Genomic DNA, 24,527 nt, shown 5'->3' on the forward strand with positions numbered 1-24,527 from the left:
TCTAGAGTCCTTCGTACGTCTGCTCATCATAAGATCAACCCCTTGATATTACTGTATTTGTTACTTATATTATACCAAAAAAAGACTGTAAACTTAAGTCATTTTCATGACTTTGTCTACAGTCTGAAACGAATCACTGATCAGTGATTCGTTTTATTTTTATTCAGCAACACGCCATGTTCCATTGGCTTATCAAATTCGCCTGGTGCGTCATCATAAGTCTGGCCATAAATAAAGACCGGCATCCCGATGTAAGCATAGTGATAGATCTGTGCCACCTTTTTCCCCGGCGTATTCACACAACCATAACTGCCTAGATTGGTCTTGTACGCATTTTTCTCACCAAAATATTTCAACTTATAATCAGTATCATGCAACCCGATCTCTGTGATCGTCTGCCCATAACTCAACAACGGCATCCAATATTTCACCGGCACGCTATAAGAGCCGTCACCATCAATCAAGCGGCCACTCAAAGCGACATTGCGCTTTTTGTCCATGATCGTGTGAAAGCCCGGCACTGTGGCGGTCCCTTTTGTGTAACGCCCCGTGATCACCGGAGTAGAAACGACCTTTTTACCATTATGGAAGCAATACATTTTTTGCTGATCTAAGTCGACTTCAACATAATCTTTTTTTACATTTAGCGGTTGTTTTTTCGGATCACCATGTAAGACCGCGGTAATCTGTTGCGGCGGTCGATTCGCTAATTTTTTTACGAGTTGGGCCGCCGATTGTGCACTGTCGATATACCAGCCATAATTGCCGACATTTTTATACTGCAATGTCTGACCATGGATATTCGTAAATCTGACTGGCTGATTGATCGTCGCATATTTTTGATTCAACTGCGCAAACCAAGCTTCGACTTTCGTTTGATCAAACTTGCCTTCTTCATTGAGCAAAGCAGCTAATTGCTTTTTCGTCAACGGGATCTTTTTAGCAGCTACTTTGACGCTGACTTTGCGAGCTGCTAATTGATTTAATTTTGGGATCACTTGCTGCTGGGTCAAACTTTTTTTAGTTACCGGAGGCGCTTGATAAAAATCAGCTAACGCATACTCAGCTTTTAAATTCCCCGTCGCTAAATCTTGCGACAAACGCTCGGCTAACGCTTTGCGATTGACTTGAGTTCCGATCTTTTCCGGGACGATCATAAATTTTTGTTTGCGATAGACGACACGTGCGTTTTTGCCTGCCACTTCTTTAGGCAAAGCAGCGGCAGTAACTGCTTGTTCAATCATTTGAGACGCAGTGTCTTTTAACGGTAACTGGATCTTTTGCTTGCGAACTTGCTGCTTCAAATAATCGCCCGATAATTCATACGGTTCGTTTAAAGTCAAGCTAGTCTTGCCTTGCGGACTGTTAAGCGTCACGTGCAGTGTATGAAAATTTTTAGCCAATTTTTGTTGGGCCGCTTTCGTGGAAAGTCCGCCAACTGCGATTTGATTGATCGTCGTACCTGGAAAAAAATGCGTTCCGAAATAACTATACAACACGACTAAACTAATAATGATAACGCCTAGTCCGCCACCGATCAAAACAGGCAGATCTTTACGCCGGACACGCGCTTTACTTCTACTTTTCAACGAATTTTCCCTCACCTAGATAGACTTTTATCTGATATTCTCACATCAAAAACAACAAAGCAATGTTTAGAAGTTTAAGTTTTTTTTACTATTTTTTATCAGCAAAAAAGAAGCTCGAATCAAGCAGCTCGAGCTTCTCGCCTGCAGTCGTTCAGTTACTTGCTATTTGCTAAATAAGTCGCGACTAATTGATCCGCCACAAGACCTCTGTCACGGGCCACTAATTGCAAAAGTGTGCCAAAATCACCCGACAGATGTGCTTCATGAAAATAACCGTTTAACTGGGCATCCGAAAAACTAGCGCTATCAAGCCCCGCAAGTGAGAGCACATTGCGATAGGCTTGCAGTTGACTTTCAGCTAAAACTGCGTCGCTTCCATCACTATTTTGACCATTGTAACGGTAATAATTATTCAATAATTCTTGGAACGGAATACCGCGATCGCGTGCTACTAATTGCAGCAACGTCCCAAAATCACCATATTGTACACCTTCATTAAAGTACTGGGTCAATTGTTCATCTGAAAAACTCGCGCTGTCTTGGCCTGCTTGTGAGATCGTTGTCCGATAAGCAGTCAATAAATCAGCTGGGACTGGTTGATTCAAGTCACTTCGATCATTGGGGTAAGTCGCTTCTTCACCAGCTGGCCCACCTTCGTGATTTTCTGGTGTTACAGTCGCAGGCAGATCGCTTCGGCCATTTGGATAAGTCGCTTCTTCACCGGCGGGGCCGCCTTCATGATTTTCTGGCGTTACAGTCGCAGGTAGATCGCTCCGGCCATTTGGATAAGTCGCCTCTTCACCGGCGGGACCGCCTTCATGATTTTCTGGTGTTACAGTCGCAGGCAGATCATTCCGATCATTTGGATAAGTCGCTTCTTCGCCGACAGGGCCGCCTTCATGATTTTGAACGGTCGTTGTCTCTACTTGACTCGCTGTTGCAGCGGCAGTCGTTGTCACTGGAGTAGCAGTCGGCGTTTTAGCTGTCGCACTTGACTGAGTGGCTCTCACAGCGGTTACTTCAACTCCGTTTTGTGGTGCTGCTTCCCGATTCGGTGTAAGACTAGAAGCTGACTGGGAAGTAGACGGGGTCGTTGCTGTTTTTTCAATTTTACGAGTCACTGGTACTTTGCTTTCTTGTTTAGCTGGTACGGAAGTTGCAGCTTGTTGATTCAGCCCGCTACACGCACTGAATAAAACTAAACCACTCAGCAATCCAACCATCGTCATTGTCTTTTTCATCATCGTTACACCTCTTCTTTCTGCCCCTTCAGATCAAATCAAGTTGAAATATTTCGTTTTGCTTTTGTAACATAATTGTAATCTTAAAGAAATTATTATGCAACAGTTTTTGCTCATTTTGTAAAAAAAGTTTTTCTCTCTTTCACTATTTTGAAAAAAACTGATTGCTTGCAGATTGCTCATTAAAAAAGATCCGCTGCTAATCGTTAACAGCGGATCGAAGCTTAAATGACATGTTCAGTTCGTTCGATGATATCATCTTGCGTCGCTTTTGATAAAACGTTAAAGAAAGCCGAATAGCCGGCTACTCGAACGATCAAATCACGATGTCTTTCTGGATGACGTTGCGCGTCCAATAAAATAGCTTTGGAAACAACATTGTATTGGATGTGATAACCATGTAGACGATTGAAAAAAGCTCGCAACAGATAGATCAATTTTTGACTATCTTCTTGTTTCGCTAAAACTTGTGGTGAAACTTTTTGATTCAATAAGACTCCGCCGGTGATTTCTTTCGTCGGTAACTTTGCTACCGTCTTCATCACCGCAGTCGGTCCATTCGTATCCATTGAATGAGCTGGTGAACAACCTTCTGCTAGTGGAGTAAAAGCATGCCGGCCATCTGGTGTAGCTAGTGTCCCTTTTCCTTGTCCTACATTTGCTGAGATCGAAGAAGTCCCAGCATAACGAATCCCTCCGATCGGCCCTCGACCAAAACGCGTATTCGGATATTTTTTGACTTCATCGATATAGCTATCATAAGCTTTTACGATCAATTGATCCACGTAATCATCATCATTCCCGTATTTCGGCGCGTCTTCTACTAGCATAGTTTGGATCTGTTGGCCGCGTTCTCCGGCAAAATCATTTAATAGTGCCTCCCATAATGCTTGCGGTGTGATCTTTTGTTCTTCAAACACTAGTTTTTTGATTGCCGCTAAAGAATCCGCGAGATTTGCGATGCCGACTTGTAAGCCACTGATGTAATCATAGACTGCGCCACCTTCTTTGATCGTTTTTCCGCGGCCGATACAATCCTCAGTCAAGGTCGAGCACAAAATATCAGGTACTGTTTCTTCTAAGATTAAGTCACAACTATTTTCAATGATGACACTGTGACGAGTGAAATCACGGATCACGTGGTCCCAGGCTCGTTCAACTTCCGCATAGCTTTTCATTTCGGTAAAATGCCCGACACCTTCGACTAATTGGATTCCAGACTTGGGATCGACGCCATCATTTAACGCGATCAACAAGGTTTTCGGAAAATTGATAAAACTCATCCCAGTACAGCGGTAACCCCACTTTCCTGGTACGGCCGTCTCAACACAACCGATCGCACTATAATTATACGCATCGGCTTCAGCCACTCCTTTTTCAATAAAAGACGGAATGATGATCTCATCATTATTAAACGCTGGCATCCCAAAACCTAACTTGATCACTTCGATACACTCACGCATAAACGCATCAGAAATGCCGGCATGGTAACGGACCGTCAAATTAGGCTGCGGCAATTTCGTTTGCGCGACACTTTTTAAAATCAAGTAAGACAATTCATTGACAGCATCTTGTTGATCTTTTGTCTGACCGCCGATCGTCACGTTTTGATACAATGGACTGCCAGCCGAAAATTGCGTGTGGCTCCAACTACGAACTTTATTGATCGTCACCGTTTTGACCCACAGATTCGTCAAAAGTTCGGTCGCTTGATCCGGCGTTAAAATTTTTCTTTGCAAATCGCGTTTCAAAAACGGATATAAGTATTGATCCAAGCGGCCATAAGATAATGAGTGTCCATTGGATTCGATTTGCAACACCAACTGGATCAACCAGATCGCTTGTAAGGCTTCATGAAAAGTGTCCGCTTTGTGATACGGAACTTTGTGTAAGATCCGAGCCAATTCCCGTAACTCAGCCGCGCGTTTTGGTTCAACTTGCTGAGCTTTCTTTTCAGCTAAGCGCGCATAACGTTCCGCAAACTCTTTGACCGCAGTGATCGTGATCAATGATGCTTCATAAAAATAATATTTTTTCTGTTGGCTAAGATCGGTCAGATCTAATTTTTCCAGTTCCGCTGTGACTCGCCGTTCATATTCTTCTAAGCCAAGGTTGATAACGTTTTCATAACTGACCGCGATATGCGCATCACCGGAAGTAAGATTCCCTTCTGCTTTAATGATTCCTAGATCATAAAAGAGTCGGCTTTTGGTTGGAATTGCTGCTAATCCACGTTCTTTTGTCGTATTGTGTTCCCAAAATGGCGCAATCGCTCGTAACTGTGCTTTCGTTTCTTCCGTGATGTAAAAAACATCGCCATCCCGCTTTTCAAAGTCATCTAGTTCCGCGATCACCCAATCCATCGCATACTCGGGGAAAACCGGTGCAAAACGATTGCCAGTCGCTTGGTTACCAGCTAATAAAGTGTCGTCTTCAATATAGATCGTCATGTGCTCCAAAATATTTTGTAACATGTAAGCACGTTTTAAATTTATCGGTTGGTCTTGATGCATACGATAGGCTTCGGTCGTCAGCACCGCTCGTTCAGCGCAGACATACGGTTTTGCTTGCAGAACTTCTTCTCGGTAACGTGCAATCCGATCCGTCAACTGGCCAAAATGCGGTCGTTTATTTTCTGTGGTAATCATTTTCTCGCCTCCGTTTTATTCATTCGAAACTAATTCAACTTTCTTTCGAAATAATTGTAACATGGATTTTTAAGTTGGGGCAATCGAAATTCCAATAAATCTTATCAGAAAAAAACCGAGTCTATTTATTTTTGAGCGTATATCAGCGCTAGTTTCTCGTACACTAAAACAAACAGAAAAACTTCAGGAGGAACTCAATGAAGCATTCAGCTAAATGGTTCGTAGCGATCGCCGCACTTGGTACTTTAGGAATTGCCACCCCCCTTGTCACGAGCATGCCGCAAACAGTTCATGCTGCCCAACAACAAACCCTCATGTTGCAATATGGTAAGACGACCTTGGCCATGAAAGACTCCAGTGGACAGATCTATCCCGCGGGTACCCACGCCGTTCGTCCGCTCCAAAACGCGCAACAAAACAGCGGCTCGTATTTTCTTTATTTATTTGCTGACAAAAATCGCCTTTTCGGTCAAGCAGAAGTCTTAGAACAATTTGTAAGTCCAAATTACAAGGAAACAGTCGACCTTAGCCAAAATAATTTTGAAGTCACTACTTCACCCTATTTGACTCAAACAGCGCGCGGTGAAACACTCGCCACTAAAGACCCAGTGAATTTTAAAGCCATGTATCGTTTATACAATCCCAACTCAGGGGAACATTTTTATACAGCTGAATTAGCTGAACGAAAAAATCTCGTCGCGATTGGTTGGGACTACGAAGGAATCGGCTGGAAAGCACCGCAAACTGGTGAGCCAGTTTATCGGATGTACAATCCCAATGCTGGTGACCACCATTACACTAAAAGTGCGGGTGAACGAGATCAACTGAAAAAAGCGGGTTGGTCTGATGAAGGCGTCGGTTGGGCTTCTGATCCGCAAAAAGCCATTCCACTTTACCGCGCTTACAATCCAAACGCCCAAACAGGCACTCACAACTATACAACAAACCAAGCGGAACAAAATTTCCTTTTGAAAGCTGGCTGGCAAGCTGAAGGTATCAGTTGGTACGGTGTGAAATAAACTAAAAAAAGAAAGTCGGACTCCAATCAGGTCCGCCTTTCTTTTTCATTTTAAACAGTCTGCCAGCAGTAACTTTTTCAACTTCTGCTTTTTTAATTTACGATCGTGACTTCGATTTGTTGCTGACGTAAAAACGCAGCCGTCTCACTAGCTATTTTTTCGTCCGTAAAAATACGCTGGATCTCATCAAAATGAAATTCCGTCACCAGTCCTTTTTGTTGGAACTTGCTGGCGTCAGTCAAAATGATCGTCTCTTTCGCTGAGTCGGCTAAGATCCGGGTCGTTTCACACCGAGTAAGGTCGCTGCCAGTAAAGCCGCGCTTTTCATCAAATCCATCGATGCCGATAAAAAGATGATCCACGTAAAAATTATCGATCACTTGCTTGACTAGTGGTCCCACATTGACTTGGGAATCTTTTTGATATTCACCACCAAGTAAAATGATCCGAGCCGTTTCACTTTTTCGAATGTAAGAAGCGATGAAACACGAATTGGTGATGATCGTGACTTCTTTTTTATGAAATGCCAATTCTTCTGCTAATAATGTACAAGTCGAGCCCGACTCGATCAAAACTGTTTCGCCATCGCGGATTGTGCTGGCGGCTTTTTTAGCGATCTTTCGTTTCAAATCATAATGTTTTGCCAGCCGGTAATTGATATCTGCTTCATTGTTGATCAAAGCAAAGCCGTGTTGACGGTGCAAGATTCCCCGTTGCTCCAGCTTATCCAGATCTTTACGAATCGTAACTTTTGAAACGTTCAACTGTTTGGCCAACTCGTTGACTTCAATTTTTTTCTCTTCACTGACTAAGGCGATAATCGTTTCTTCGCGAGACATCCGGCACCTCCTTTTTTTGACAGGATATCATATTCTTCACTCGCGAACAAGTTTCGTTTGAAATTAAAAATATTTACGTTTGATAATTCGCGTGTTAAACTATTTTTGAAATGAGGTGGCGAAAGTGACAAAAACAGCTTGTATCTTCAATCTTCAAAAATTTAGTTTACATGATGGTCCTGGCATTCGGACCGTCGTCTTTTTTAAAGGTTGCCCGTTACGTTGCGCTTGGTGTGCTAATCCCGAATCACAACACGCGTATCCAGAAGCAATGTGGGACCGGCAAAAAGAAAGAATAGTTCCCATCGGCGAAGAAAAAACGATCGCTGAGATCATGACCGTCGTTTTGCAAGATCAAGCCTTTTACCGCGAATCTGGCGGTGGCGTGACGCTTTCTGGCGGTGAAGTACTCTTTCAAGCCGACTTTGCGATCCAATTATTAAAAGCCTTGAAATACCATCAGATCCACACTGCCTGCGAAACGACTGGCTTTTGTAGGGCCCCGCTCTTTCGTGAATTTCTCGCTTACGTCGACTTACTTTATTTTGATGTCAAACACTACGATCCCGCCGCTCACCAAGTCGGTACTGGTGTAAAAAACGAGTTGATCTTAACCAATTTACAGCAAGCCTTAAATAGCTCAGTCGAAACAATTGTGCGCATCCCCGTGATCCCGACTTTCAATGATCGCTTAGCTGATGCACAGCAATTTGCTCAGTTACTGCACACACTTGGAGCTAAAAAAGTGGAACTTTTACCCTTCCATCAATTTGGTGAAGAAAAATACGTTTCTTTAAACCGTGACTATGCCTACCACGACTACCCGCAGCTTCATTCAGAAGAGTCGAGCGAGTATCAAAAAATCTTTCAAGCTCAACAGTTGGACTGTGTAGTACGTTGAGTATTTATAAAAATAAAAAAATGGGACGACTACAACAAGTGTGTCGTCCCATTTTTCGTTTGGATCATTCAGTTAACTGTTACAGTTTTACTTTGGTCGGTTCACTGTCTGATTTTGAATGTTGATGAATAAAGTAGTAAATCACACTCGCTACGATGATCGAGCTAACTAAGAACAAGATGTTTGGTAACGTCGTTGAGCTAAGAATCCAGAAGCTCGTCAAGATCGCCAAGACTGGGATCACATTACCAAATGGCAAGCTGAAACTACCAGCGGCTTTTTCTAAGCGTCCGCTTTTTCTTAAATAGATTGAAGCTAACGCAGTCGGGATATATTGAACAAAGAACATCAAGACACTAAGTCCGACTAAAGTTTCAAACGTTCCAGATAAAACTAACAGGCAAGCAAAAACAGCGGTGATAATCGAAGCGATATAGGGGCTGCCCCAACGATTTTCTTTTGCGATTTGTTTAGGCATCAATGAATCGTTTGAGAGGGTTTGGATCATACGAGGAATTGAAACTGCGGAGACATTGTTTAAACCACCAACTGAAATGATTGCACCAACTGAAACGATCAAGCCGCCGATTGGTCCGACCATCATAGTAAATGCTCGTTGGACTGGTGCACCACCGACTGTTTTGTTTCCTAACATGGCGATTGTTCCAAAAATAATCAAGAAATAAATAGCAGAAACGATCAAAGTTGACAAAATAACAGCTTTTGGAACATTTTTCTTTGGATCTTTTACTTCACCAGCAATAATTGGTAATGTTTCAAAGCCGATAAAACCATAAAATAAGATTAAAGCATTTGAATTCAAGCCGCTAATAAAGCTCGTTCCTTTTGGTGCTTGGACAAACGGTGTGAAACTACCATGATCCAGACCATATTTGATAAAGAACAAAGCAGCGACACTAAATGAAATCAATGGGATCAATTTTGCAAGGGTAACAGTCGTTCCGATGTATTTCGAAATATTGTTCCCGAAGTTGTTTAAGATTGACAAACTGATGATCAACGTAATCGCAATGATCACCCGAACATTGGCAACTGATTCTAAATTAGGGAACAACGCGATCGCAAGTTCTGAAAAACCCATCGCCATTGCTGACCAACCGATCACACAGCTGACCCAACCTAAAAACCCAACGTCAAATCCAACAAATTTACCAAATGCTAATTTTGCATATTGATAAGCACCACCATTTTTATCGACATATCCGGCAACATCGGCAAAACAAAAGGCAAACAACAAAACGACGATGACATCAATAAAGATCGTTACGATCGAAGCTGGACCAAGATTGACATACAACTGTTCTGGCAATAGGAAGATCCCTGAACCGATCATGGAGTTCACTCCAAAGATTATTGCCGCAAAAGCTCCGTACTTTTGCTTTTTCGATAACTCTTTTTTCTCACTCATTTACTATAACTCCCCTTCTCAGATAATTTAATTGTTGCTAAAAACCATTCCCAAAATTTATCTAACTTAATATCTGTGGCATAGCGTACATTTGCAGGTCGCTTCAAATTATGATGATAATCCACCACCGTCAAGCCTCGTGTGATCGTACCTTCCGTTTCGACATCCATATAGTAGTCTTCAAAGGTAAAGATCTCAGGCGCGACCATCGAACAAAATGCTGCCACGTCATGCATATTCGCTTCTTCAGAACCTTCTGCTAAGCTATTTCTTTTCGTGAAATCCATGATCGCTGAAACGATTTTACCGGCTTCACTATCGATTTCAGCTAACTGGCGCGTCACATCGTCAGACCATGACAACCGCGTCGTTACATCTAAGCCGATCATCGTGATAGGTAGACCTGCTTTTAAAACGACTTGCAGCGCTTCTGGATCGACATACGCATTGAATTCTGAACCGAATGCCGCACTGACATTCCCGCCAAAAAGTGCGCCGCCCATAATATAGACATGCTTGATTTTTTGTGTAATGTCTGGATATTTCAAGATGGCAGCAGCTAGATTCGTTTGCGGACCCGTTGCTAAAATAACTAACTCTCCCGGATATGCTGCCGCGTAATCATGGATCGCTTCGACCGCATTTTTTTGACTGAATGGACGATCCGTTGCCTGCAATGTCACATCGCCCAGCCCTGTCTGACCATGAGATGAAGCAAAGCTAGGTGCTTTTTTCAGAGGCTTATCTGCTCCTAAACAAACTTCAATATCGTTTTGCCCTAACTGGTCTAACAGATTGATCGTATTTTTAGACGTATTTTCCAACGTCACATTTCCAGATGTTGTCGTAACGGCACAAATCTCAAAAATAGCACGATTTTGAAGTGCACAGATCAATGCGATCGCATCGTCCGTTCCGGTATCGACATCAATGATAAGTTTTTCTTTTGCCATACTATCTAACCCCACTTTTCTTGCATTTCAGCGATTGAAGGAACCGAAGTTTGAGCGCCTTTTTTCATAACGGACAAAGCAGATACTTGTTGGCCAAACCGAATCGCATCTTCGATTTTTTCTGATTTACTCAAGCTAAGGGCAAGTCCCGCGATAAAGCAGTCACCTGCAGCCGTCGTATCCACTGCTTCTACTTTATAAGGTTCAAAAGTCAATTCCTGATCTTTGGTTACTAATAAGCAACCGGCTTCACCTAATGTTACGATGACATTTTTAACACTTTTAGCGATCAATTCACGGGCACCCGCTAAAACATCCGCTTTTGATGTGCCCTCTCGATTCGTCAATAGTGCTAATTCCGTCTCATTCGGTTTAATGTAATCGATTCCATTCCAAAACTCTGTTGGAATATCTTTGGTAGCCGGTGCTGGATCCACGATGATCGTTTTACCTAATGACAATGCGTACTCTTTGACATACATCACGACTTCTAATGGAATCTCCAGCTGCATCACGATGATATCGGAATCAGCGATCGCTTGTTTGAACTGATCGATCATCTCGGTCGTCAGCGATTGATTCGCACCGCCAATAACTATGATCGAATTTCGACCTTGTCCATCTAATGTAATGAACGCTTGACCGGTCTGTTCAGCTTGATTGACCACTATGCCAGTCGTGTCAACATTCACAGCGGCTAAATTTGCTTTCAGTGTTTCGCCTAGTGCATCTGGACCTACTGAACCTAACATTTGGACCTGTCCACCCAGTTTTCCAATCGCGTAAGCTTGGTTAGCACCTTTACCACCAGGGATAAAATCAACACCGCTTCCCATGATCGTCTCACCAGGAGCCGGCATAGTTGGGACACTCACTACACAGTCCATGTTTAAACTTCCGACAACTAAAATTTTTTTCAAATAAGGTTCCTCCCATAGATTTTTTCTACCTGAACAGCTGCTCGCTACGTAATTGGAAAAGTTAGTCTCCTAGCAAAACTCCAGAATGCGTTTTCAAAATAAATAAAAGCAACAAACGCAACACTCACTATTACTATCAAAGAAAAAACAACTTAGGAAAATATTTTCGTAAAACGTTTTCCTTGACTGTAAGTTACCATCATCCGATCGGATAGTCAAGGTTTTTTTATTTTTTCTAAATAGACATTTACGAATACTTCATCTAGAATGGGTGAAAAGAATTAGTTCAAAAGTTATGGAGGCTCCTATGAAGATAACGGAAATCGCTAAGTTGGCTAATGTTTCTCCTTCAACTGTCTCAAAGATCATCAACAAAAAAGATGATAATATTAGTCCAAAAACGAGAGAAAAAGTTTTAAGAATCGTCAAAGAATATAACTACACCCCCTATGGTTCGACGATCGATTCAACGATCACGAAGCGCTTCACTTTGGCTGTGTTGCTTCGAAAAAATATTAGTTCAAGTTTTATTGGCGGGGTTTTATCAGCCGCAAAAGAAAATGGTTACGATGTCTTACTATTCGAAAGCGAAGGTTCAAATGAAATTGAGCTCAAAAATATCACCGCTATTTGCAATAACAATGTAGACGGTGTCATCTGGGAACGTGTCAATTCAACAAGTACTGCGTATAGTTCGTTATTCACGGAAAAAAATATTACATATCTGTGTATCAATGACGCCCAAAATAGTGAAGCGTATCAAATCGATTATGATTTTCTAGCTTACAAAATGACGGAGACTTTACTCGCTTATAAACATACTGAGATCGCGTGCTTTTTAAAAGAAGACACGTGGTATTCAGAGCTCTTTTTAGAAGGCTACAAACAATGTCTCTTTGATCATCAGCTGCCCTTTAAAGAAGAATTTATTTACCTTGAGCAAAATTTTTCGTATGACGCCTTAAAAATCCAAGAGCCGACTGCGATTATTTGTTCGGACTATTCACTTGCTTTAACCGTTCAAAATGAATTGTGTAAATATAATGAATTGATCTCAGACAACTTTGCTTTGTTGAGTTTGCGCAATGAACTGTACAATGAAATCGATTCTTCTGCGATTTCTTCTGTCGCGATCGACAATAAAAAGTTTGGGGAATTAGTCACTCGCCGATTGATCGATTTGTGCGAAAAAAATCCAAATGAAACGGTCAACGTCCGCCCAGATTTTACGATCAATCATTTAGAAACGTTATTTTCACCTACCGATTTACAGTCCAAAAAAATTATTGTCATCGGCAGTATCAATAACGATTTCACCTTCAACGTCCCTGCACTACCGCAATCAGGAGAAACAGTCAAAATCAGTAATGTCTCTTCGACTTTAGGTGGCAAAGGCGCCAATCAGGCAGTCGGCGTCGCTCGCTTAGGGGTCACAGCGACTTTAATCGGGAGCGTGGGAAAAGATATCGATTCTAAAATTTTATTGGATGAATTAGCTAAAGAACATGTCCAGCTATCAGGTGTGGTTCGAGCTGATGGAAGTAGTGTGGGGAAAGCTTATATTTATATCGATCAGACCGGCGAGAGTATCGTCACGATTTTTCCAGGCGCAAATAGTATTTTTGATGTCGCTTCCCTTAAAGCCAATGCGCAGCTTTTCAAAAAAGGAAGTTACTGTTTACTTTCAACTGAAGTTCCGTTAGAGACGATCATGGAAGCTGCGACACTTGCTAAAAAAAATCAGATCTTAAACTTTTTGAAACCGGCCACACTAGCTGCTTTGCCAAAAGAATTGGTACCCGTGATCGATGTCTTTTTACCAAATGAACGAGAAGCGTACCTATTGTCAAATCAACTGCCTTCGATCGAAGAGCAAGCGCAGTATTTTCGAACATTAGGTTTTCCATGTGTGATCATTACGATGGGGAAAAATGGTTGTTACGTGTTAAGTGATGACTTGCGAGGTTATTTTAAAGCGCCAGAGACTGTCGTAGTGGATACGACAGGTGGTGCCGATGCGTTTATCTCGGCGTTAGCTGCTTATTTATTGAAAGGCTACCCACTAGAAGCTTCGGTCAAAATCGCGCTTCATGCTGCTAGTTTTTGTGTCTCAAGACAAGGGGTAGCTGCAGCGTTAGTCGATCGAAATACATTAGAGGCAATCGTGAACTTAAAAGAAAATGAGATCATCAACAGATCGATCGATTAACCTTTTGCTGCTTCAGTATTTTAAGCTGGAGCTAGCTCATCTGTTTTAAACAAAATCCGCAGACTTTCGCCTGCGGATTTGTTCTATTTCAAAAGTGTTGCCTGTTTGGAGCAGCCGCACTTTTTTAGTTTCGCAAATAAGCCGCAGCTTGTTGGAGCAATCGTAAGACAAGTTGAGGGTCCAACACCCCCATAAATTCATTGATTTGCGGTGCGGATTGACTGTCCGTGAATACGATATTCAGCGGCATATACAAATCGCGGCCCTTGATCCCGGTTGCTTTTTGCGTTGCTTTGATCAAAGCACTGTAATCAGGCGTTGCATCCGTTGGCAAATCGTTTACTTCATTTGCTAAATAGTCAAAGACCGTTAACATTTTCTCGCGATCAAAAGCGGCAAAGTCAGCGTAACTGAATTCATACGTCGCGATCTGTTTGATAAAAATGATTTTTTTCATGATATCTAACAGAGTCTTAGCTTCTGAACGATAAATGTGACCGACTTTTTCGATCAAAGCTAAATCATTTTGAACAGCTAATTCTTTCAACTGCGCTGCTTCTTCGGTTTCTGCTGCGGTAATCAATTCAGCGATTCGGCGGGCTAGTTCTGCACTGTCGAGTTTTTTGATATATTCGCCGTTAGTCCAATCAAGTTTCTTTTGATCAAAGTAAGCCGGTGAAGCCGACATACGATTGATATCGTAAGCGTCGATCAATTCTTCTTTTGAAAAAATTTCTTTTTCGCCGACTGGTGACCATCCTAAAAAGGCGATAAAGTTCAGCAGCGCTTCACTCAAATAACCATACTTCCGGTATTGGCTGATAAATTGGAGTGTATCTTGATCTCGTTTACTCAATTTTTTGTGGGTCGCCATGCTATAGATCAACGTGATATGACCAAACGTCGGTTGTGAAAAACCAAGTGCTTCATAGACTGCGATTTGTTTTGGCGTATTGGCAATATGATCATCGCCCCGTAAAACATGCGTGATCTTCATCAAGTAATCATCGATCACCACCGCAAAATTATACGTAGCCATGCCATCACTTTTTTCAATGATGAAATCACCGCCGATATTATCGGAATTAAATTCAACGTGCCCTTTGATCATATCGTTCCAAGCGTAGACATGATCTTGCGGTAAATGCAATCGAATCGTATAGCTCCGACCTTCTGCTTCAGCTTGTTGGATCGCTTCTTCAGAGGCATTGTACCAGCGACCATCATAATGCGGCGCGATTTTATTTTCGACTTGTTCATCATGTAAGGCCTTCAGTTCAGCTTCTGTCGCGTAATCTTTGTAGGCTAACCCTTTAGCTAGTAACTCTTGCACATAATGATGGTAAAGATCGACTCGTTTACTTTGATGATAAGGCGCATATTCGACATTTGGTTTATCTGGACCTTCATCCCAATCAAGTCCTAGCCAATGTAAGTTTTCCATTTGGCTTTGTTCCCCGTTTTCGACATTGCGCTTTGTGTCTGTATCTTCAATTCGTAAGACCCAAGTGCCATTGTAGTGGCGAGCAAATAAATAGTTGAACAGCGCGGATTGCGCATTCCCGATATGTAAAAAACCGGTGGGACTTGGCGCGTAGCGAACGCGAACGTCCCCTTTGATCTCGACTTTTTCTTTTTTCACTGTTTACGACCTCCTAGAATACTAGTTGAAAGTTATCCTCCCAACTATAACAGTTGTATTATAATCCTTCTGCTTGTGAGTTTCAAACTTCTAAGCAAGCTGAATGCAAAAAAACATCCTCACCGCTTTCGGTCAGGATGCTTTTTTAGGATTTGAAAGGCTTAAGCAGCGTGATGTTCCATGATATAATCTACGGCAGCTTGGACTGTTTCAATTTTTTCAGCGTCTTCATCAGAAATCTCAGTTCCAAATTCATCTTCTAGTTCCAAGACAAATTCCATGATACTGATCGAGTCAGCGTTTAAATCATCTTTGATGGATAATTCGGGTGTTACTTTGTCTTGTTCAATCTCAAAGTGGTTCGAAATAATCTCCGCAACTTTCCCAAAAACTTCTTCACGAGTCAACACATTCACCTCCGTCGGGTTAATAAAATTACAGCAGATACGTTTACCTGAAGGTCATTGTTCATTTTACTGGTGTTTAACCCGTTTGTCTAGCCTTTTTAAGAAAATGCCAGAAAGCTTACTGCTCGCTTTCCGGCTCGAAGAAGTGGACCAATTGCCCCACGACATCCGTCTCTAACATCGTATGGATCTGAGAAATCGTATTTGCAACAGCTTCTGGACCTGTTGCTCCATGCGTTTTGATGACGGGCGCTTTTAAACCAAATAAAACTGCCCCGCCGTGAGCCGAGTAATCCAATTTCCCTTTGAGACTGTACAATGTATCTTTTAACATCAACGCCCCAAATTTTCCTTTAGTCCCGGCATCATTGATACTAGTCTTCAATAATTGCATCAAACCCATCGCTGTGCCTTCGATCGTCTTTAAGACCGCATTACCGGTGAAGCCATCAGTGACAACGACATCTGCGACACCATTCAATAATTCTCGCGCTTCGACATTACCGACAAAATTGATACTCGTTTCAGCTTTCAATAATTGGAAAGCTTCTTTCGTCAGCTCACTGCCTTTAGTTTCTTCGGTCCCATTATTGAGGAGCCCCACGCGTGGATTTGCAATCCCCCGAACGTGTTTGGCATAAAAGGAGCCTAAGATCGCGTATTGGTGTAAATGCTCCGCTTTATTTTCAGCATTGGCACCTAGGTCCAACATGTCAAAGCCCGCATCAGAATCTAAAACCGGCAACGTCGACATCAAACCGGGACGTTCGATCCCTTTGATCCGACCCACGATAAATAAACCGGCTGCCAGTAATGCGCCCGTATTGCCGGCTGAAAAGATCGCATCCGCCCGGCCTTCTTTGACCGCTTGAGCCGCTAAGACCATCGAAGCTTGTTTTTTTCGGCGGATCGCTTTGACTGGCTCGTCATCACTGGCGATTTTTTCATCAGTATGGATGATCGTAAGATTTTTTTCATCGGTCACATATTGTTTAATGGCCGCTTCGTTACCATATAATTGAAATTCGATCTCGGGATGATTTTTTTTAGCAAGCATCACCCCTTCGACGATTGCTTGAGGGGCATTGTCGCCACCCATTGCATCTACCGCAATTTTCATTTTTTTATTCGCTCCTTCACACTTAAAATTCTGTTAGTAGTATAGCACATTTAATCAAAATACGTTTCTTCATCCGTCACGCCCACCACTTTTGCTAGTGCTTGAAATTCCGGCAACATAGGCCAATCGTGAATCTGCCAAACTTTTTTCGCTTCTTCACGGGCCACTTCTAAAATCGTCGCATCGTTGACGAGATCCCCGATCACAAATTGCGGCAAACCAGATTGACGGAAACCAAAAACTTCTCCCGGACCCCGCAACTCTAGATCTTTTTCACTGAGTAAAAAGCCATTGTTCGTCTCCGTCATGATCTTCATTCGCTCTTTGCCCATCTCATTTTTCGGACTAGCCACTAAAATACAATACGACGCTTCAGAACCGCGTCCGACTCGGCCCCGTAACTGGTGCAACTGAGCCAAACCAAACCGATCTGCGTCCATAATGAACATCACAGTCGCATTGGGCACATTGACCCCGACTTCGATCACCGTAGTGGAAACTAAAATCTGGCTTTTATTTTCTTTGAACTCTTCCATGATCGCTTCTTTTGCTTGGTTTTTCATTTTACCGTGTAAGAGAGCAACTTCATAATCCGGGGCAAAAACGGTTTGCAAGTGTTGATAGATCTCCGTCGCATTTTTGACATCTAACGCTTCTGATTCTTCGATCAAAGGGCAGATAACATACATCTGGTGGCCCTGCGCTAATTCTTGCCGCGCCCAATCTAATGTAGTTTCTAATTGATTTGGTTTGATCCAACTAGTTTTGACTGGGATTCGGCCCGCCGGCATTTGGTCGATGATTGAAACATCCATCTCACCGTAAGCCGTGATCGCCAGCGTCCGTGGGATCGGGGTCGCCGTCATGAACAACACATCCGGTTTCAATCCTTTTTCCCGTAAAATTTTTCGTTGATTGACCCCGAAGCGATGCTGTTCATCCGTGATCACAAGACCTAACTGTTGAAAGGTCACATCATCTTGGATCAATGCGTGGGTCCCAATCACCACATCGATCTCGCCATTGGCTAAGCCGGCTAAGATCGCTTTACGGGCTTTGGTTTTCGTCGAACCGGTCAGAAGCGCCACTGAAACTTCTAATGGATCAAACAATTGAAGCAAACTTTCTAAATGCTGTTGCGCCAGAATCTCCGTCGGCACCATCAACGCTCCTTGAAATCCCGCAGTCATCGTGGCATATAACGCGATTGCTGCAACGACCGTTTTTCCGCTTCCGACATCGCCTTGGAGCAGCCGCTGCATATGTCGCGGACTCCGCAAGTCGTAACAGATCTCATTCGTCACCCGCTTTTGGGCCGCCGTCAATTCAAAGGGCAACCGATTCGTAAACTCTTTCAATCGGTCGACATCATATAAGATCGCTAACCCATTTTTCTCACTTTGATCTTTTTCTTTCAACCCTTGCATCCGCATTTGAAACAAGAAAAATTCTTCAAAAACGACTCGGCGTTTTGCTTGGTGGCTCGCTTCTGGATCTTTCGGAAAATGCATCGCGACCATCGCCTCAGCTCGCGGCAACAAGCGATATTTTTCAATCAAATAATTAGGCAAATTCTCTTCGATCTGATCGCCGTACTTTTCAAACGCGACTTTGATCAACTCGACTAACGTACTTTGTCGCACCGCCTTTGAGACATGATAGATCGGCGCAAATTCTTCAGTCTGCTTACTGCCTAGGATCTTCATCCCATTTAACGCTTTACGTTTAGCATCCCATTTACCATAAACGGCTAGTTCCTCGCCCACTTCGACTTTGTCCTTTAAATAAGGCTGATTAAAAAAAGAAACAGCAAACACCGCATGATCTTGCATCATGCGAAATTGTAAGCGGCTTTTTTTATAGCCATAACGGTTCAAAACTGCCGGTGATGTGACTACCCCTTTTAAAGTCACTTTTTCCTGATCATTGATCTCCAGCAGATTTTTTTCTTGAATGTCTTCATAGCGAAACGGGTAATAGCGCAACAAATCTTCAATCGTTACGATGCCTAATGCTTGTAGATTTTGCGCGCGCTTTGGCCCGACACCTGGCAGCACTTCGATACTTTCAGACAGCACACTGTCAACTCCTTTAACAAAATAGCAACAAGTGACGGTCACAAAAATTATTTCTGTTACACCGTTCATTCGGAAAAAAGGGAGTAGAACATGTTGCATGTCCCACTCCCTTCACACGATTATTCAGCTGATAACAAGTAAGGATACACTGGTTGATTTCCTTCATGGATCTCGATTTCTAAATCAGCATCCTCAGCTTGTAAGGCATCACTGATTTTTTCAGCGCCTTTTTGACTGCCACCTTCACCCACGATGATCGTGATGATTTCAATATCTGGTGTGATCATTTTTTTTAACGTGTCGATGGCTGCTTGTGTCAGATCAGATTCTGCTAAGACGATCTTCCCATCAACCATGCCTAAATAATCACCTTCATGGATCTCGATCCCATCGATCGCTGTATCACGGATCGCATTGGTGATCTGTCCGCTAACAACCGTCTCAAGGGTCGCTTTCATCGCGGCTTGATTGGCTTTCAGATCTTGTTCAGGATTGAAGGCTAACATCGCCGTCATGCCTTGTGAGATCGTTTTACTTGGTACGACAGCTACGGGAACCTCTGCGACTTCTGCTGCTTGATCAGCCGCCATGAAAATATTTTTATTGTTCGGTAAGACGATCACTTGTTCTGCATTGACTTCTTTGATCGCTTTTAAGATATCTTCTGTGCTCGGGTTCATCGTTTGCCCCCCGCTGATCACATATGAGACACCTAAACTCTTGAATAATTCTTGGACCCCGCTACCTGCGGCGATCGCGATCACTGCATACGGGATTTTTTCTTTTGATGTCGTGCCTTCAAATGCCGCGACTTCTTGATCATGTTCGACGATCGTCTCATGTTGCAAACGCATGTTGTCGACTTTGACTTTGACTAGTGAACCAAATTTTTGCCCGTAATTCATGACTTCTCCGGGATGTTCCGTATGGACGTGGACTTTGACGATCTCATCATCGTTGACCACTAACAGTGAATCTCCTAAGTCGTTCAAATAATTACGGAAAGTCTCGTAATCAAATTTACTATCAACAGTTGGCCCATCACCTAACTGGACCATGATTTCCGTACAATAACCGAATTTGATATCGTCCGTCGAGATCTGCCCTTGCACACTGCGATGATGTTCGGCATTGACCATCTCATCCATTTCAGCTGGACTTGGCTCATAAGTTTCATCATTGGCTTCAAAGTTGCCATTTAAGGCACTCAAAAAGCCTTCATAAATAAAGAGCAGGCCTTGACCGCCACTATCCACGACGCCGACTTCTTTTAAGACCGGTAACAATTCTGGCGTTTTCGCTAAAGCGCGTTTGGCTCCTTTAACGGCCGCTTCCATGACCTCGATCGTGTCATCGCTCTCTTTGGCTTTACGTTCAGCCGCCCGAGCTGCTTCCCGCGAAACAGTCAAAATCGTACCTTCGACTGGTTTCATGACCGCTTTATAAGCCGTTTCAACACCATGGACTAACGCTTGCGCTAAGTCTGTCGCATTCAACGTTGTGACTTCTAAAATCTGTTTTGAAAAGCCGCGGAATAATTGTGACAAGATCACGCCTGAGTTTCCGCGCGCGCCCATCAACAATCCTTTGGCTAAGACATTTGCTAACTCCCCAACTTTTTCCGCTGGTGAATTCACGACCGCTTTGGCCCCGCTGGACATTGAGAGATTCATATTGGTTCCTGTATCACCATCAGGAACTGGGAATACGTTCAATGAATTGACATATTCTGCGTTTGCTTGTAAACGTTTCGCGCCGGCTTCGACCATTTCTTGGAATTGGCTAGCGCTGATTTCTGTTACCTTCACCTAGATAATCCTCCTTAAGATCACTGCCGATCATTAATCCGGCAGAACACGTACACCTTGGACAAATACATTGACGGAATTAGCTTTGACACCTAACTGTGCGTCCAAACTGTATTTGACTTTTTCTTGTACGTTGCGGGATACTTCAGAAATTTTCGTTCCATAGCTGACGATCGTATAAACATCGACCGCGATCCCATTTTCTTCTTGCCGCACGACAACGCCGCGGGAAAAGTTTTCTTTTCTTAAAATATCCGTAATATTGTCTCTGATTTGATTTTTACTTGCCATCCCGACGATCCCAAAAACATCAGTGACCGCGCCACCGACAACCGTTGCGATTACTTCATTTGAGATCTCGATCATACCGGTCTGGGTATTGATTTTCACAGCCATGCTAGTTAGCCTCCTTAAATAAGCCTAATGACCCATTTTTTCTACTATAACATTTTATCATAGCCCTACTTCAAATAAAAGAAAGTTCCTGTAAGCCCAATTCTTTCTTAAAAAAACGCTCACTAGCTAACAGTGTTTAATTTACCCTCTTCTCGCTTGCTTGTCAATCTTTCTTACTAAATCAGCTTGCAAAACTTGCCTGTTTATGCTAAATTATTTTAGTATGAGCCTAGATTAGCTCCAACACGAAAGCCAAAGGAGGAAATGAAGATGGCAAAAGTTTGCTATTTCACTGGTCGTAAAACATCAAGTGCTAATAATCGTTCCCATGCGATGAATAAAACAAAACGTACTGTAAAACCTAACCTACAAAAAGTTCGCGTCTTAATCGACGGCAAACCTAAAAAAGTTTGGGTCTCAGCTCGCGCTTTGAAATCTGGCAAAGTTGAACGTGCGTAAATTCGTTTTTCAAACCGTTTCGACTCGAAACGGTTTTTTTATTTGGCACTCATTCAACAGACGAGATCCGCAATATTAGCGATCGCTAACATTGTGGATCTCGTTTTTTTGCGTTAAATCACAAATCAGCCCCTCTTGCTTACGGGTTTCACTTTCCTTTCACAGGTTCTTCTTATTTCTCCAAAACGTTCTATGGTACACTAGAATAAGAAACGGTTCGTCCGTTTAGTTTAATAGAATTAGGTGAATGAGATGAAGAACTTTTTAAAAACCAATCGGCCTTATCTTGCCGCGAGTTTTTTCGGACCGTTTGTGATCATGATCGCCGTCTATTTGATCATCGGCATCTATCCTGGTTCCGATCGCAGTGTCTTAGCAAGTGATGCCTTCTCCCAATTTTCGAATTTTCATGCCAGCTTTCGCAATTTATTGCTGGGTAAACAAGGTCTTTTTTATACTTGGAACGCTTCTTTGGGGTTGAATTACCTTTCGCTAGTTTCTTATTACCTCGGCGGCTTTTTCACGCCACTCGTGATCTTTTTCCCCAACCGTTACATGCCAGATGCGTTATACTTTTTGACGTTACTCAAAATCGCCTCTAGCGGACTGGCCTTTTGGTTTTACGCCAATGGCAGTTTCAAAAAGCTGGCTCGCTGGTCGCAAGTCGCCTTGAGTATCACGTATGCGTTGATGTCGTTTGCGATCGCTCACTCAGAGCTTATCATGTGGATCGATGCGTATGTTTACTTACCACTAGTGATTTTAGGCATCAATCGGTTGCTGGAACAAAAGAAGCCGCGCTTTTTATTTGTTTCCTATTTAATGTTGTTTTTGACTAGCTTTTATATGGGCTTCATGATCGGGATCTTTTCAGTCTTATATTTTGCCGCGCGCGTCTTCGCTCATTTCAAAACTTACCGTCGCATGATCTTACCATACGGGATCACATCTTTATTAGCAGGTGGAGCTTCTATGATCATGATCTTGCCTGCTGTCATCGACCTGCGAACAAACGGTGAAGAACTGACAAAGATCACCGCGTTAAAAACTGAAGCAACTGGTTGGTGGGATCTTTTAGCGAAAAATCTCGTTGGCGTTTATGATAATACGAAATATGGTTCGATCCCATTTATTTACATCGGCTTATTGCCACTTGCGCTAGCTCTTTTTTATTTTTTCTGTCGGAAGATCAACTGGAAAGATAAACTAGCTTACGGTAGTGTTGCTGCCATTTTGATCGCTAGTTTCTACCTCATGCCGTTGAATTTATTTTGGCATGGGATGCATGCGCCAAATATGTTTTTATTCCGCTATGCCTACTTGTTTTCGTTCTTAGTAATCACATTAGCCGGTTTAGCTTGGCAAGAATTAGATGAAAAAAACGTTACCGTTCTGTTGGCGATCTTATTGTTACTGATGGCCGCAGTCGCGCTTTTTTGGGGCTTGCGTGGAAAAGACTATCACTATATCAAGATCTTTTCCCTCATTATAACGGTCGCCTTTTTAGCGGCCTATCTCCTTTTATTTACCAGCTTCAAATTCAAAAAGATCGGCGGAACTTATTTAAGCGTCTTGCTCTTGCTCTTTATGGCCGGCGAAGCGTTCGCCAACAGTAACGCGATGGTCCACGGCATTTTGAAAGATTGGAACTACGCTTCTCGCAGTTTATATACAAAACCGTATCCAGATATCAAAAAATTAGTCGACCAAACAAAAAAAGCTAATTCGGATTTTTATCGGCTGGAAAATCTCGATCCGGTCTCAGCTAATGATGGCTTTAACTATGGTTACAGCGGGGTCAGTATGTTTTCTTCCATCCGCAATCGTCACTCATCTAGTTACCTTGATCAGTTAGGTTTCCGTTCACGAGGAACCAATTTAAATATCCGTTACCAAAATAATACGCTTTTGATGGACAGCTTCACCGGGATCAAGTACAACATCGCTAAAGCTGATCCGCTAAATAAATATGGCTTTAAAAAAGTCGGTACGAGCGGCGACTATCATCTTTTCGAAAATGAAAATGCACTGCCGCTAGCCTTTACCGCACCGACAACTAGTTTGCAATTAAAACCGTTAAAAAATGACAACCTCGGTACTCAGACCCAATTGTATAATACGTTAGCCGATGAACAGCTAGCCTATTACAAATTATTGCCGATTACCCAAACAGAGACGAATAATGCTAACGTGACGCAAGCGGGCAATTTGACTACCATCAGCGAAAAAGAACACAACACCGCAAAAGAAGTGACCTATCAAGTCCAAGTTCCAGCTGAGACCCAAGCTTACTTTAGTCTCTATCCATATGACTTCAATGAATTGGAAAGCTCCAGTGCGACGGTGACGACCAATAACCAAGTTCGCCAAGCACAGATCGGGATCAACGGACAATATTATGATTTGGGCTATTATCAAAACCCAACCCTGGTGACATTTAAAGTCAGTCTTTACGGTACCAAATCGATTAGTTTACAAAGCCCGCAAGTTCTAGCGTTAGATACAAATGCCTTTCATTTAGCCACGCGGCAGATCCAAACGAATCAAGTCGAGTTGAAGACCGGCAAACGTTCCGCTAGCGGTGTCGTTAACGAAAGCGAAACAAAAGCTTTGATCACGACCATCCCTTATGACGAAGGTTGGACAGCTAAAGTCGATGGGAAAAAAGTTCCGATCAAAGCCTTTCAAGATGCGCTAGTCAGTATTAAAGTTCCAAAAGGCAAACACCAAGTTACGTTTAGTTACTTGCCAAAAGGTTTCTTACCAGGAGCCGTGCTCTTTGTCATTTGCCTGAGTTTGTTTTATCTATACGATCGTAAAACCCGAACTCATGATAAACAAGCTTTCAAAAAATAAAGGGAAGAAGTAA

At 42.7% G+C, this 24,527-nt stretch carries 18 protein-coding genes; 5 read left to right on the forward strand and 13 right to left on the reverse strand.

The features are described 5' to 3' along the window. Positions 1 to 140: 140 nt before the first annotated feature. From GVJ38_RS05360 to GVJ38_RS05370, 3 genes are all read right to left on the reverse strand, one after another. Entirely contained in the window at positions 141 to 1,589 is a 1,449-nt protein-coding gene (locus GVJ38_RS05360) for a L,D-transpeptidase family protein (RefSeq protein WP_235032823.1), read from the reverse strand. A 155-nt stretch (positions 1,590 to 1,744) separates the two neighbouring features. After that, positions 1,745 to 2,833: a hypothetical protein gene (locus tag GVJ38_RS05365; protein WP_159722153.1), complete on the reverse strand. Its 1,089-nt coding sequence runs from the start codon at positions 2,831 to 2,833 to the stop codon at positions 1,745 to 1,747. Positions 2,834 to 3,054: 221 nt separating this feature from the next. After that, positions 3,055 to 5,478 carry a glycyl radical protein gene (locus tag GVJ38_RS05370; protein ID WP_159722154.1) on the reverse strand — a complete coding sequence of 808 codons (2,424 nt, stop codon included), beginning with the start codon at positions 5,476 to 5,478 and terminating at the stop codon, positions 3,055 to 3,057. A gap of 197 nt (positions 5,479 to 5,675) precedes the next feature. Between GVJ38_RS05370 and GVJ38_RS05375 the strand changes: the two genes are divergently transcribed. Beyond that, positions 5,676 to 6,497, forward strand: coding sequence for a hypothetical protein (locus GVJ38_RS05375; RefSeq protein ID WP_159722155.1), 822 nt, complete (start codon positions 5,676 to 5,678; stop codon positions 6,495 to 6,497). A 92-nt stretch (positions 6,498 to 6,589) separates the two neighbouring features. Here GVJ38_RS05375 and GVJ38_RS05380 read toward each other — a convergent pair whose 3' ends face one another. Beyond that, complete coding sequence (locus tag GVJ38_RS05380; RefSeq protein WP_159722156.1) at positions 6,590 to 7,336, reverse strand: DeoR/GlpR family DNA-binding transcription regulator; 747 nt, start codon at positions 7,334 to 7,336, stop codon at positions 6,590 to 6,592. A 124-nt stretch (positions 7,337 to 7,460) separates the two neighbouring features. On the opposite strand from GVJ38_RS05380, the gene GVJ38_RS05385 reads away from it, so the two are divergent. Continuing rightward, positions 7,461 to 8,237, forward strand: coding sequence for a glycyl-radical enzyme activating protein (locus GVJ38_RS05385; protein WP_159722157.1), 777 nt, complete (start codon positions 7,461 to 7,463; stop codon positions 8,235 to 8,237). 79 nt (positions 8,238 to 8,316) lie between these two features. Here GVJ38_RS05385 and GVJ38_RS05390 read toward each other — a convergent pair whose 3' ends face one another. From GVJ38_RS05390 to rbsK, 3 genes are read right to left on the reverse strand one after another with little or no spacing between them, the layout of a single operon-like run. Next, on the reverse strand, positions 8,317 to 9,666 hold the full coding sequence (locus tag GVJ38_RS05390) for an APC family permease (protein ID WP_159722158.1): 1,350 nt from the start codon (positions 9,664 to 9,666) through the stop codon (positions 8,317 to 8,319). Beyond that, positions 9,663 to 10,619 carry a nucleoside hydrolase gene (locus GVJ38_RS05395; RefSeq protein ID WP_159722159.1) on the reverse strand — a complete coding sequence of 319 codons (957 nt, stop codon included), beginning with the start codon at positions 10,617 to 10,619 and terminating at the stop codon, positions 9,663 to 9,665. The genes GVJ38_RS05390 and GVJ38_RS05395 overlap by 4 nt, the downstream gene beginning before the upstream one ends. A gap of 5 nt (positions 10,620 to 10,624) precedes the next feature. Next, a complete protein-coding gene (rbsK, locus tag GVJ38_RS05400; RefSeq protein WP_159722160.1) occupies positions 10,625 to 11,539 on the reverse strand; it encodes a ribokinase in 915 nt (304 codons plus the stop codon). Between the two features lie 307 nt (positions 11,540 to 11,846). Here rbsK and GVJ38_RS05405 point away from each other — a divergent pair, with 307 nt between their 5' ends. Beyond that, on the forward strand, positions 11,847 to 13,748 hold the full coding sequence (locus GVJ38_RS05405) for a PfkB family carbohydrate kinase (RefSeq protein ID WP_159722161.1): 1,902 nt from the start codon (positions 11,847 to 11,849) through the stop codon (positions 13,746 to 13,748). 124 nt (positions 13,749 to 13,872) lie between these two features. Here the strand turns inward: GVJ38_RS05405 and gltX are convergent, their stop codons facing one another. The 6 genes from gltX to GVJ38_RS05435 all read right to left on the reverse strand — a co-directional run bounded on the left by gltX (position 13,873) and on the right by GVJ38_RS05435 (position 21,199). Further along, positions 13,873 to 15,390, reverse strand: a complete 1,518-nt coding sequence (gene gltX / locus GVJ38_RS05410; protein ID WP_159722162.1) for a glutamate--tRNA ligase — start codon at positions 15,388 to 15,390, stop codon at positions 13,873 to 13,875. 161 nt (positions 15,391 to 15,551) lie between these two features. After that, positions 15,552 to 15,797: an acyl carrier protein gene (acpP, locus tag GVJ38_RS05415; protein WP_159722163.1), complete on the reverse strand. Its 246-nt coding sequence runs from the start codon at positions 15,795 to 15,797 to the stop codon at positions 15,552 to 15,554. Between the two features lie 118 nt (positions 15,798 to 15,915). Next, positions 15,916 to 16,917 (reverse strand): phosphate acyltransferase PlsX, encoded by a 1,002-nt coding sequence (gene plsX / locus GVJ38_RS05420; protein WP_159722164.1) that lies wholly within the window; start codon positions 16,915 to 16,917, stop codon positions 15,916 to 15,918. Positions 16,918 to 16,967: 50 nt separating this feature from the next. Further along, complete coding sequence (gene recG, locus GVJ38_RS05425; RefSeq protein WP_235032825.1) at positions 16,968 to 18,995, reverse strand: ATP-dependent DNA helicase RecG; 2,028 nt, start codon at positions 18,993 to 18,995, stop codon at positions 16,968 to 16,970. 119 nt (positions 18,996 to 19,114) lie between these two features. After that, positions 19,115 to 20,803: a DAK2 domain-containing protein gene (locus GVJ38_RS05430; RefSeq protein ID WP_159722165.1), complete on the reverse strand. Its 1,689-nt coding sequence runs from the start codon at positions 20,801 to 20,803 to the stop codon at positions 19,115 to 19,117. A 33-nt stretch (positions 20,804 to 20,836) separates the two neighbouring features. After that, a complete protein-coding gene (locus tag GVJ38_RS05435) occupies positions 20,837 to 21,199 on the reverse strand; it encodes an Asp23/Gls24 family envelope stress response protein (protein ID WP_159722166.1) in 363 nt (120 codons plus the stop codon). A gap of 270 nt (positions 21,200 to 21,469) precedes the next feature. Between GVJ38_RS05435 and rpmB the strand changes: the two genes are divergently transcribed. Further along, on the forward strand, positions 21,470 to 21,658 hold the full coding sequence (gene rpmB, locus GVJ38_RS05440) for a 50S ribosomal protein L28 (RefSeq protein ID WP_159722167.1): 189 nt from the start codon (positions 21,470 to 21,472) through the stop codon (positions 21,656 to 21,658). Positions 21,659 to 21,910: 252 nt separating this feature from the next. Further along, positions 21,911 to 24,514 carry a YfhO family protein gene (locus tag GVJ38_RS05445; protein WP_159722168.1) on the forward strand — a complete coding sequence of 868 codons (2,604 nt, stop codon included), beginning with the start codon at positions 21,911 to 21,913 and terminating at the stop codon, positions 24,512 to 24,514. Positions 24,515 to 24,527 lie beyond the last annotated feature (13 nt).

It is taken from the genome of Enterococcus sp. CSURQ0835 (assembly GCF_902706605.1).
Classification (GTDB): domain Bacteria; phylum Bacillota; class Bacilli; order Lactobacillales; family Enterococcaceae; genus Enterococcus_A.